Genomic DNA, 11,887 nt, shown 5'->3' on the forward strand with positions numbered 1-11,887 from the left:
CATACTTGCTCCGCTCGTTGGTGGCATGCGCCTTACGCTTGTCCGCGGGCATGCAGAAGAACGCCGGCGCAGTGAGGATCACGCGCGGCGATTTCATCTCGCAGCGCGGACAGTCTTGCGGATCGTCACATTCGGCCATCGGCCGCATGTCGGTGAACGGGCCGCAATCGTTGCAGAGATATTCGTAGACAGGCATCGTCGCTCCCTCGCTGTTGCGCATCGGATGCGGGGCCCACCCCCCGCATCCGTCTCACGCAGGGATTACTTGTCGGGCGAGATCGGCATCTGGATGTCGCCTGTGATGTGCTTGATTGGTCCGGCCGACGACGGCATAACGTCGAAGTCGAAAATCTCGGTCGGCAACCACAGCGTGGCGCAGGCGTTGGGCACGTCGACCACGCCCGAGATGTGGCCTTGGCACGGCGCGGTGCCGAGGATCGAATAGGCTTGGGCGCCGGAATAGCCGAACTTCTTCAGGTATTCGATCGCGTTCAAGCAGGCCTGGCGATAGGCGATGTGGACGTCGAGATAGTGCTGCTTGCCGGCCTCATCGACCGAGATGCCCTCGAAGATCAGATAGTCCTTGTAGTTCGGCGTGATCGGCGACGGCTTGAACACCGGGTTCTTGATGCCGTATTTCGCCACGCCATCCTTGATGACGTCGACCTTGATGTGAAGCCAGCCGGCCATTTCGATCGCGCCGCAGAAGGTGATCTCGCCGTCGCCCTGGCTGAAATGCAGATCGCCCATCGAGAGACCGCCGCCGGGCACATAGACCGGGAAGTAGATCTTCGAGCCGCGCGAGAGATCCTTGATGTCGCAATTGCCGCCATGCTCGCGCGGCGGCACGGTGCGCGCGCCCTCGAGACCGATCTTGGCCTTGATGTCACCTTTGGCCTGGCCCGCATGCGCGGTCGGCGCGAACGGCGGATTGGCAAGGCCCGGCACCCGAGTCGGGTTGGTCGCGATCAACTCGGCTTCGCGCGCATTCCAGGCGGCCAGCATCTTGGCATCGGGCAGACAGCCGATCAGGCCGGGGTGAATGAGTCCGGCGAAATTGACGCCGGGCACGTGACGCGACGAGGTGTAGAGCCCCTTGATGTCCCAGATCGATTTCTGCGCCAGCGGGAAGTGATCGGTCAGGAAGCCGCCGCCATTCTGCTTGGAGAAGAAGCCGTTGAAGCCCCACAGGCTTTCCTTCAGCGGGCCGACGTCGAGCAGATCGACGACGAGAAGATCGCCGGGCTCGGCACCCTTGACGCCGATCGGACCGGACAGGAAGTGCACGATCGACAGATCGATGTCGCGCACGTCGTCGGCCGAGTCGTTGTTCTTGATGAAGCCGCCGGTCCAGTCGACAGTTTCGATGATGAAGTCGTCGCCGGGGCTGACCCACTCGACGATCGGAACCTCAGGATGCCAACGGTTGTGGATCTTGTCGTTTTCATAGGCCGACTTGGTGAGGTCAACCTTGATTAGTGTATCTGGCATCGAGATGCTCCCCTTCGTTGACTGATTAGACGGACAAAAACTTGGAGATCTGCGCGGCATCGACGCCGTCGCACGGATCGTCGCGCACGATCTCGCCGTTCTCGATCACGAGCACGCGGTCGGCGATGTCGAGCGCAAAACTCAGGACCTGCTCGGAGACGACAATCGACAAGCCTCGCTCGTCGCGGATTCGCTTCAAGGTGCGCGCCATCTCCTTGATGATCGACGGCTGTATGCCTTCGGTCGGTTCATCCAGCAACAACACCTTCGGTTTGGTGGCGAGCGCACGGGCGATCGCCAATTGCTGCTGTTGCCCACCGGAGAGATTGCCACCGCGGCGCCCCTTCATCTCCAGCAGCACCGGAAACAGCTCGTAGATGTCAGCGGGCACTTCGTTGCCACCCGAGACGACCAAACCAGCCTCAATGTTCTCCTTCACCGTCATGGTCGAGAAGATCATCCGCCCCTGCGGCACGTAAGCGAGGCCTTTTGCGACGCGTTCGTAGCTCGGGAGCGAACCGAGCTCGATGCCGTCCATGGTCACCCTGCCGCTCTTTGTCGGCACGATACCCATCAGCGACTTCATCAGCGTCGTCTTGCCCATACCGTTGCGGCCCATGATCGCGACGATCTCGTTGGGCGCGACCGACACGTTGAGGCCGTGCAGCACCTCGCTCTGGCCGTACGCGACGTGAAGATCATTGATTGCCAACATTGATGTCGCTCCTCAGTGACCAAGGTACACTTCAATGACCTTGGGATCGTTCTTCACCTTCTCCATCGTGCCTTCGGAGAGGATTTGGCCCTGGTGCAGCACGGTGACCTTGTGCGCGATGTCCTCGACAAACTTCATGTCGTGCTCGATAACCAGCACCGAGCGGTCCTTGATGATGCGGTTGAGCAGCTCGGCAGTCTTGGCGCGTTCGGACACGCTCATGCCGGCGACGGGCTCGTCGAGCATCAGCAAATCCGGATCCTGGATGAGCAGCATGCCGATCTCCAGCCACTGCTTCTGGCCGTGGCTGAGCAGCGCCGCGCTCATGTTGAGGCGATCCTTGAGGAAGATCATCTCTGCGACCTCGTGGACGCGTTCGCGCACGGCGGCATCGCGAGTAAAGGTCAGCGCGCCGAAGACCGTGCGGCCGCGTGGAAACGAGATCTCCAAATTCTCGAACACGGTGAGGTCGTCGTAGATCGATGGTGTCTGGAACTTGCGACCGACGCCGGCCTTGACGATCTGGTTCTCCTTCAGCTTGGTCAGGTCCTTGCCGCGGAATTCGATCGAGCCCGACGTGGCCTTGGTCTTTCCACAGATCAGGTCGAGCACGGTGGTCTTGCCGGCGCCGTTCGGGCCGATGATGACGCGGATCTCGTTCTCCTCGACATAGAAGGAGAGATCGTTGACGGCCTTGAAACCGTCGAACGACACTGTGAGACCTTCGACCGAGAGCAGGAAGGGCTTTGGCTGGTGACCGATGAGCATGAAGTCCTCCTCATTCTGCCGGCGCGCCGTCGGCGACCGAATTGTCGCTCCAGCCCGGCTTCGGTTTGCGCGAGGCGGTCAGGCGATTGATGCGCGGCTGGATGTAGTCGCCCCAGATACCGGCAAGGCCGTTCGGGAATGCGAGCACCACGGCAATGAACAGGCCGCCAAGGCCGAACAGCCAGAGTTCCGGGAAGGACTCGGAGAGACTGGTTTTGGCGAAGTTGACCAGCAACGTGCCGTAGACCGCGCCGAGGATCGAGAGGCGACCGCCAACCGCGGTGTAGATCACCATCTCGATCGAGGGTACGATGCCGACGAAGGACGGCGACATGAAGCCGACATTGAGCGCGAACATGGCGCCGCCGATCGCGGCGAACACCGCGGCGATGCAGAAGGCGAAGATCTTGAAATTGGCGACGCTGTAGCCGGAGAAGCGGACCCGATCCTCCTGGTCGCGCATCGCCACCAGGATGCGGCCAAGCTTGGAATGCCGCACCAGCTGGGCGATGCAGATGCAGGCGAAGAGCAACCCGACCTCGAAGAAGTAGAGCACGACCTTGGCGTGGTCGGGACGGATGTCCCAGCCCTTCAGGGTGCGGAGGTCCGTCATGCCGTTGATGCCGCCGGTGTAGCCCTGCTGCCCGACGATCAGGATGGTCAGGATCGCGGCGACCGCTTGCGTGATGATCGCAAAGTAGGTGCCGCCGACGCGGCGCTTGAACATCGCCGCTCCAATGATCAGCGCGAAGATGCCCGGCACCAGGATGACAGCCGCGATGGTGAAGGTCAGGCTGTGGAACGGCTTCCAGAAGAACGGCAGTGCGGTGATCTGATTCCAGTCCATGAAATCGGGAATGCCGGGTGTCGACTGGATCTTTGTGTTCTCGACGCTCGAGGCCTCAAGCTTGAGAAACATCGCCATACAGTAACCGCCGAGGCCGAAGAACACGCCCTGCCCCAGGCTCAGGATGCCGCCGTAGCCCCAGCACATCACGAGCCCCAGCGCGACGAAGGCGTAAGTCAGATATTTGGCGACCAGATTGAGCCGGAAGACGTCGAGGCAGAGCGGCAGGATCACCACCAGGAATGCGGCGAGCACCAGGATGCCGATCAGCTCCGAGCGCGTGGCAAAGCGATTGTCGTTCATGGGTTGCGCCCCCTGCGCTTCTCTACTTGCGGACCTTGAGGGCGAACAGCCCCTGCGGCCGCAGCATCAGAATTCCGACCACTACGAGCAGCGTCAAAACCTTCGCCATCGATCCCGACATGAAGAATTCGAGCGTCGACTGGGTCTGCGAGATCGAGAAGGCCGAGGCGATGGTGCCGAGCAGGCTGGCAGCTCCGCCGAACACGACGACCAGGAAGGTGTCGACGATGTAGAGCTGGCCTGAGGTAGGCCCGGTCGAACCAATCATGGTGAAGGCCGAACCGGCGACGCCGGCGATGCCGCAGCCGAGCGCGAAGGTGTAACGGTCGACCTTCGCGGTGTTGATGCCGACCGCGCCCGCCATGATGCGGTTCTGCACGACGGCGCGGACCTGGCGGCCCCAGCGCGACATGAACATGACGTAGGCGACCGCGATGGTGATCAGCACCGTCAGGCCCATCACGAAGACGCCGTTGATCGGCACCTCAATCGAGTCGGTGACGTGCAGCGAGCCGAGCATCCACTGCGGCAGCTCGACGCCGACCTCACGCGCGCCGAAGATCGAGCGATAGGCCTGCTGCAACATCAGGCTAAGGCCCCAGGTCGCGAGCAGCGTATCGAGTGGGCGCTTATACAGATGCCGGATCAGCACCCATTCGACCAGCATTCCGAGCGCACCGGATGCGAAGAAGGCCAATATCATCGCGAGGAAGAAGTAGCCGCTGAACAGGCTCGGCAGGTAAGACTGGAAGAAGCTCGACGTCATCCAGGTGACGTAGGCACCCAGGATCATGAACTCGCCATGCGCCATGTTGATGACGCCCATCTGGCCGAAGATGATCGCAAGTCCGAGCGCCATCAGCACGTAGACGGAAAACAGGATCAGGCCGGCAAAGCCCTGCATGACGAAGATCGAACCGAGGTCGCCAATCGAATAGTCGCCGAACATCTGATTTCTCCGTCGAGGGGGGACAGCGTCCCGCGTCCGGGGACAGCGTCGCGCGTCCGGGACAGCGTCCCGCATCCGAGGGTCCCGCGTCGCGAGTGATGTCGCGACGCGGGGTCGTGAAGCGTGGATTGACGGTCCACGCCAGGGAGCTCTTGCTCGGGGAAAGATCGCGAAGGACTTACTGGTAGCCCTTCGGGAACGGGTCGGGCTCGACCAGATCGGCCGTCTCGTAGATCAGCTCGAACTGGCCATCAAGCTTGGCGCGGCCGACTCGAGTCTTCGACCAGAGGTGATGGTTTTCGTGGATGCGCACATAACCTTCCGGCGCGCCCTTGAATTCCACGCCGGGCGAAGCTGCGGCGATCTTGTCGACGACGAAGCTTCCGGCCTTCTCGACCGTCAACTTCCACAGCCACGGGCCGAGATAGGCAGCCTGCGTCACGTCGCCGATCACGGTCTTCTCGCCCCACATCTTCTTGAAGGCGGGCACGAAGGTCTTGTTGTTCGGGTTATCGAGCGACTGAAAGTATTTCATGCAGGCATAGGCGCCCGCGATGTTCTCGCCGCCAATGCCGTCGATCTCGTCTTCGGTCACCGAGATCGTCAGCAGCGCCTGCTTCGACAGGTCGACGCCGGCCGCCTTGAGCTGCTTGTAGAAGGCGACGTTGGAGCCACCGACCACGTCGGTGAAGATCACGTCGGGCTTGGTCAGCTTGATCTTGTTGATGACAGAATTGAACTGGGTGCTGCCGAGCGCGTAATACTCCTCGCCGACGACCTTGCCCTTCAGCACGTTCTCGACATGCTTGCGTGCGATCTTGTTCGAGGTGCGCGGCCAAATGTAGTCCGAGCCGATGAAGAAGAACGATTTGGCGCCCTTCTCCTTGGCGATCCAGTTCAGGCCGGCGAGGATCTGCTGGGTGGCTTCCTGGCCGGTGTAGATCACATTCTTGGACTGCTCGAGGCCTTCATAGAAGGTAGGGTAGTAGAGCATGCCGTTGTACTGCTCGACGACCGGCAGCACTGCCTTGCGCGAGGCCGAGGTCCAGCAGCCCATGATGGCCGCAACCTTGTCGTTGACGAGGAGCTTCTTGGCCTTCTCCGCGAAAGTTGGCCAGTCGCTGGCGCCGTCTTCCTGGATGACCTTGATCTTGCGGCCGAGCACGCCACCCATGGCGTTGATCTGGTCGATCGCGAGCTTCTCGGCTTCGATCGAACCGGTCTCGGAGATCGCCATCGTGCCGGTCGCCGAGTGCAGGATGCCGACAGTGACTTCAGTATCGGTTACCGCGAGACCGGTGGTGTTGATCGCAGAAGTTGCCGGCGCCTGCGCAAAAGACGCGCGCGGCAGCATGGTCATCGCAGGAATTGCCGCCATTCCCATCAGCAGCCTGCGGCGGAATGCCGACTGCGGGCCCGTATTTGTTTCGTCTGACATGAGCACCCCATTGGTTCGAGAACGCGCTTATTGATCAGGCGAGGATTGCTCAGAATTGTGCACTGCACAGATACGTGGGATTGCGTATACTGCACCGCAAAATGACGACGTAGGTTCTTGGGTACGGGATTTGCTTGCGATCAGCGCCGGCAAAGCGGGTCAGGAGTCAGGACGTGGCAGGGCGGCAGCGGATAGACCGCGTCAGGCGCCAATACAATCAATGGGTCGCCAACCAGACTCTGGAAGACTACGCGCTGCGCTTCACCGCCAAGAGCGCGCGGCGCTGGTCCGCCGCCCGCGTTGCCAACACCGCGCTCGGTGCGATCTCCTTCCTCGCGCTTGAAGCGATCGGGGGCACCATCACGCTGAACTACGGCGCGACCAATGCGACCGCCGCGATCCTGGTGGTCAGCGTCATCATCTTCCTGTGCGGACTGCCGATTGCCTATTACGCCACGAAATGCGGCATCGATATCGACCTGCTGACCCGCGGCGCCGGCTTCGGCTATATCGGCTCGACCATCACCTCGCTGATCTACGCCTCCTTCACCTTCATCTTCTTCGCTTTCGAGGCTGTCATCCTCGCGGCAGCGCTGGAGATGTGCTTCGGCATCCCTCGCCCGCTCGGCTATCTCATCTCCTCTGTCGTCATCATTCCGCTGGTGACCTACGGCATCACCCTGATCAGCCGCTTTCAATTATGGACGCAGCCACTGTGGGTCATCCTGCATATCCTCCCCTTCGTGGCGATCGCCTGGGCCAATCCGCATTCCTTCACAGAATGGCGGACGTTCGCCGGCGAGCATGGCAATCCGAGCGGCCATCTCGATCTCTTGCTGTTCGGCACGGCCGCGTCGGTGGTGTTTTCGCTGGTGGCGCAGATCGGCGAGCAGGTCGACTTCCTGCGCTTCCTGCCGCGCGACCGCCGGACATCAAAGACCTCGTGGTGGATTGCGCTGCTCAGCGCCGGTCCAGGCTGGATCGTCTTCGGCGCGCTCAAGCTCCTGGTCGGCTCGTTCCTCGCCTATTTCGCGCTGAGCCATGGCGTCGCGCTCGAACAGGCTGCCGAGCCGGCGCATATGTATCTCGAAGCCTTCCGCTACGTGCTGTCGCAGCCGGATCTGGCGCTGGCGCTGACCGGCAGCTTCGTCATCCTGTCGCAGGTCAAGATCAACGTCACCAATGCCTATGCCGGCTCGATCGCCTGGTCGAACTTCTTCTCGCGGCTGACGCACAGCCATCCCGGCCGCGTGGTCTGGCTGGTGTTCAACGTGATGGTGGCGCTGCTGCTGATGGAGATCGGCGTCTACAAGGCGCTGGAGCAGACGCTGGCGCTCTACTCCAACGTCGCGATCGCCTGGGTCGGCGCGCTGGTCGCCGACCTCGTCATCAACAAGCCGCTGGGCCTTCGCCCGCCGCAGATCGAGTTCAAGCGCGCGCATCTCTACGACATCAATCCAGTCGGCGTCGGCGCGATGACGATCGCGACCATCGTCTCGATCTCGGCGTTCTACGGATTGTTCGGGCCGACCGCGAAGGCTCTGTCCGCCTTCGTGGCGCTCGCCGCCGCGTTTATCGCCGCGCCGCTGATCGCCTGGGCCACCGACGGCAAATATTACATCGCGCGCAAGCCGAAGCGGAGCTGGCAGAACGTCGAGGCGATCCAGTGCTGTATCTGTGAGCATTCGTTCGAGCCGGAGGACATGGCCTCCTGCCCCGCTTATGCCGGGCCGATCTGCTCGCTGTGCTGCTCGCTCGACGCCCGCTGCCACGATCTCTGCAAGCCGCACGCGCGGGCCGGCGCGCAGGTGTCGGTGGCACTCGGCAAGATGTTGCCCGAGGCGATCTACGCGCGGATCAACTCGCAGTTCGGCCATTATGTCGGCGTGTTCACGGTCTCGGCCGGCTTGGTCGGGCTCGTGCTCGGGCTGATCTATCTTCAGACCTCGGCGACCGTGCATGCCGATGCGCTATTGGCCGACGTGCTCTGGAAAGTGTTCTTCGCGCTGATCATCATCATCGGCGTGGTCGCCTGGCTGTTTGTGCTCGCACAGCAAAGCCGCCGCGCGGCGGAGGAAGAGACGCGGCGGCAGACTACGCTCTTGATCCAGGAGATCGACGCACACAAACGCACCGATGCCGAATTGCAGCGCGCCAAGGAGGTCGCAGAATCTGCCAACCTCGCCAAGAGCCGCTACGTCGTCGGCCTGAGCCACGAGCTGCGCTCGCCGCTGAATGCGATCTCCGGCTATGCGCAACTGCTCGAGCAGGACGCCAGCCTTCAGGCAAGGCCGCGCGACCAGGTGCGCGTGGTCCGCCGCAGCGCCGACCATCTGTCGGGTCTCATTGACGGCATTTTGGACATCTCCAAGATCGAGGCCGGTCGGCTCTATCTGTCCCGCGACGAGGTCCGCCTCAATGATTTCCTAGACCAGCTTGTCGGCATGTTCCGCCTGCAGGCCGCGGCCAAGGGTATCGACTTCGTGTTCAAGCGGCCGACGGTGCTACCGGTCGTGGTCTATGCCGATGAGAAGCGGCTGCGGCAGATCCTGATCAATCTGCTGTCCAATGCGATCAAGTTCACGCAAACCGGCAGCGTGAAATTTGTCGTGCACTATCGCAGCCCGGTCGCCGAGTTCGAGGTGGTCGATACCGGTCCGGGCATCCAGGCTGACGACCTCGAACGCATCTTCGCGCCCTTCGAGCGCGGCGCGCTCGGCGTCGCGCAGCCGCAGACCGGCACCGGCCTCGGCCTCACTATCAGCCGCCTGCTGGCGGGCGTGATGGGCGGCGACATCAAGGTGACGAGCACTGTCGGCGCTGGTGCGACGTTCCGCGTCAAACTCCTGCTCTCCGAAGTGACCAATCCCCGGCGCGATGCGCCGGTGGAGGCACCGATCTACGGCTATCTGGGCCCGCGCAAGACGATATTGATCACCGACGACGACCCGACTCATCGCGATCTTCTGCGCGAGGTGCTGGCGCCGCTCGGCTTCATTCTGCTCAGCGCGCCCGATGGCCTCGGCTGCCTCGCGCTGGCGCAGCACTGCCGGCCCGATCTGTTTTTGCTCGACATCTCCATGGCCAGCATGGATGGCTGGACCGTCGCCGAGACTTTGCGCGCGAACGGCCATCACACCGCGCGCATCCTGATGGTGTCGGCGAGCGCGCTGGAAGCGCATGGCGCGCCGCTGGCGCAGCCGTTTCATGACGGCTATCTGATGAAGCCGATCGACGTCCCGCGGCTGCTCGAGACCATCCGCCAATTGCTCAAGCTCGAATGGCAGCACGAAGCCGACCAGGTTCCGGTGCCGCTGTGGAAGCCGGAGAGCGGCTCACGGCCGCCGGTGAAATATGTCGAGGAGCTGATCGGCCTCGGCCGGCTCGGTTATGTCCGCGCGATCCAGCTCAAGCTCGACGAGATCGGCACCGGCCATCCCGAGCACGCGGATTTCGTCACCCACATGCGCGCGCTGGTCGACCGTTTCGATCTCGACCAATACATGGCGACGCTGAAGACATTGCACAGCTATGATCACTGATCCCAAGATCACAGACCCCAGGAAGCGCGACGTCGCGCTCGTCGTCGACGACTCGCCAGAGACGCTGCGGCTTCTGACCGACGCGCTCGACGGAGCCGGCATGACCGTGATGGTCGCGCTCGACGGCGCCTCCGCGATGCGCATCGTCGAGCAGATCACGCCCGACATCGTGCTGCTCGATGCGATCATGCCCGGCATGGACGGCTTCGAGACCTGCAAACGGCTGAGGCGCGACGCGGGTCTCGACGGCGTGCCGATCATCTTCATGACGGGCCTGGCCGAGACCGAGCATATCGTGCGCGGCTTGGAAGCCGGCGGCGTCGACTACGTGACGAAACCGATCGTGGTTGAGGAGATGCTGGCGCGGATCCGCGTCCACCTCGCCAATGCGCGGATGACCCAGAGCGCGCGCGCCGCACTGGATGTATCCGGCCGCTATCTGCTCGCAGTGAACAATAAGGGCAAGCTGCTATGGGCGACGCCGCAGGCGCGAAAATTGCTTTCGGATACGCTGGCCAGCGCCGATGACGATTTCGCACTGCCCGAGCCGGTGCCGCAATGGCTCGACCAGGTCCAGAAGGGCAAACCCGCAAAGAGTGCGACCATGGCCTCTTTCCCTGGCAACGAGCAGTTGCGACTGCAATATATGAGCAAGCTCGGCCCGAACGAATTCCTGCTTCGGCTCGCCAAGGACACCAGCGGCGACATGCCGGCGGAATTCTCCGCCCAGCTCGGCCTTACCACGCGCGAGAGCGAGGTGCTGTCCTGGCTCTCCAAGGGAAAAACCAACCGCGACATCGCTCAGATCCTCGGCCTTAGTCCAAGAACGGTCGATAAGCACCTTGAGCAAATCTACTCCAAGCTGGGTGTCGAGAACCGAACGGCGGCGGCCGCCATCGCGGTGAACGCTACGCGCCGGAACTCCTAGCAAAAGCACCCGCACTCCGACAGTTCTCCCATAGCAGCAGCTGCAGTAGTTGCTGCAGACCACATCGCGCGGCTGGGGTTGGGCCGCGGACGTCTCGCGTCGCGTCAATTCGCGATGCCCCCTGTCGCCCAATCTTTGGGCATGCATCCAACCGGCCGCTCAGGCTAACTCGTTCGCAATATGAGATTCCTGACCCGTCGCTAAACCGTGCGCGACGATGATGCGAACATAGCGCCGTGGAGGACTTGCATGCGAAAGTCAGCCGAGATCGCCTTGCTGGTGTCCCTGCTCGCGCTGGGGCGGGCAAGTTTCGCATCCGACAGTGGGCAATACGAAAACGTTCCCGCGGACATCCGCGCCTGGTTCAAGAGTGTGATTGCGCCAAATGGCGTGCCCTGCTGCGATATCTCCGATGGCCATCGCACAGAATATGATTTTCGCGAAGGCGCCTATTGGGTTCCGATCGAGGGCCATTGGATGGCGGTACCGGAGCGTGCCATAATCCGCGACCGTGGCAACCCCATTGGCGAAGCCGTGGTGTGGTATGTGCATCACCGCGGTGGCATCGTGATCAGCTGCTTCGTACCTGCGGACGCCGTATGAAATCGGCCGATCGACGGTCGCCCTAGCAAGGGCGAGCCGTTTAGCCGTCTCACGCACGGTCACTCACGACGGGTCGCCTTCCGATCGGAATTGTCGCCGAGCTTTCGAGTCTGCTTGACAGCATTTCGGCGAAACTTACACCGATCCATCTCGAACAAATCTCATCGTGGGCGCATGCACCGCGCCTGCCCGCCGCACACCCCCTACCGTTCCTGGCGGCCAAGGACACTCATGAGCACGTATTTGACTTCCAGATATTCCTCGATTCCGTAGTAGCTCCCCTCCCAGCCGTAGCCCGAATGC

The 11,887-nt window shown here is 62.3% G+C and carries 10 protein-coding genes; 3 read left to right on the forward strand and 7 right to left on the reverse strand.

Going from position 1 to position 11,887, the window contains the following annotated elements; genetic code table 11:
- The 7 genes from SO139_RS43640 to urtA form a co-directional block, all read right to left on the reverse strand.
- On the reverse strand, positions 1–196 hold a 196-nt coding region (locus SO139_RS43640; protein WP_498541979.1), incomplete at its 3' end, for an FmdB family zinc ribbon protein.
- 65 nt (positions 197–261) lie between these two features.
- Positions 262–1,491, reverse strand: coding sequence for a formamidase (gene fmdA / locus SO139_RS43645; protein WP_449379711.1), 1,230 nt, complete (start codon positions 1,489–1,491; stop codon positions 262–264).
- 25 nt (positions 1,492–1,516) lie between these two features.
- Positions 1,517–2,206 (reverse strand): urea ABC transporter ATP-binding subunit UrtE, encoded by a 690-nt coding sequence (gene urtE / locus SO139_RS43650; RefSeq protein ID WP_498541980.1) that lies wholly within the window; start codon positions 2,204–2,206, stop codon positions 1,517–1,519.
- Between the two features lie 12 nt (positions 2,207–2,218).
- Positions 2,219–2,974 (reverse strand): urea ABC transporter ATP-binding protein UrtD, encoded by a 756-nt coding sequence (urtD, locus tag SO139_RS43655; protein WP_449379709.1) that lies wholly within the window; start codon positions 2,972–2,974, stop codon positions 2,219–2,221.
- Between the two features lie 10 nt (positions 2,975–2,984).
- Positions 2,985–4,124 carry an urea ABC transporter permease subunit UrtC gene (gene urtC / locus SO139_RS43660; RefSeq protein WP_449379708.1) on the reverse strand — a complete coding sequence of 380 codons (1,140 nt, stop codon included), beginning with the start codon at positions 4,122–4,124 and terminating at the stop codon, positions 2,985–2,987.
- A gap of 22 nt (positions 4,125–4,146) precedes the next feature.
- Positions 4,147–5,073 carry an urea ABC transporter permease subunit UrtB gene (gene urtB / locus SO139_RS43665; RefSeq protein WP_449379707.1) on the reverse strand — a complete coding sequence of 309 codons (927 nt, stop codon included), beginning with the start codon at positions 5,071–5,073 and terminating at the stop codon, positions 4,147–4,149.
- A 178-nt stretch (positions 5,074–5,251) separates the two neighbouring features.
- Positions 5,252–6,511, reverse strand: coding sequence for an urea ABC transporter substrate-binding protein (gene urtA, locus SO139_RS43670; RefSeq protein WP_498541981.1), 1,260 nt, complete (start codon positions 6,509–6,511; stop codon positions 5,252–5,254).
- A 173-nt stretch (positions 6,512–6,684) separates the two neighbouring features.
- Here urtA and SO139_RS43675 point away from each other — a divergent pair, with 173 nt between their 5' ends.
- The 3 genes from SO139_RS43675 (at position 6,685) to SO139_RS43685 (ending at position 11,584) form a co-directional block, all read left to right on the forward strand.
- A complete protein-coding gene (locus SO139_RS43675; protein WP_449379705.1) occupies positions 6,685–10,053 on the forward strand; it encodes a hybrid sensor histidine kinase/response regulator in 3,369 nt (1,122 codons plus the stop codon).
- Entirely contained in the window at positions 10,043–10,981 is a 939-nt protein-coding gene (locus SO139_RS43680; protein ID WP_449379704.1) for a response regulator, read from the forward strand. The genes SO139_RS43675 and SO139_RS43680 overlap by 11 nt, the downstream gene beginning before the upstream one ends.
- A 249-nt stretch (positions 10,982–11,230) precedes the next feature.
- Positions 11,231–11,584 (forward strand): hypothetical protein, encoded by a 354-nt coding sequence (locus SO139_RS43685; RefSeq protein WP_449379703.1) that lies wholly within the window; start codon positions 11,231–11,233, stop codon positions 11,582–11,584.
- The last annotated feature ends 303 nt before the right edge of the window (positions 11,585–11,887 follow it).

The sequence above is a fragment of the Bradyrhizobium sp. UFLA05-89 genome, from assembly GCF_059803475.1.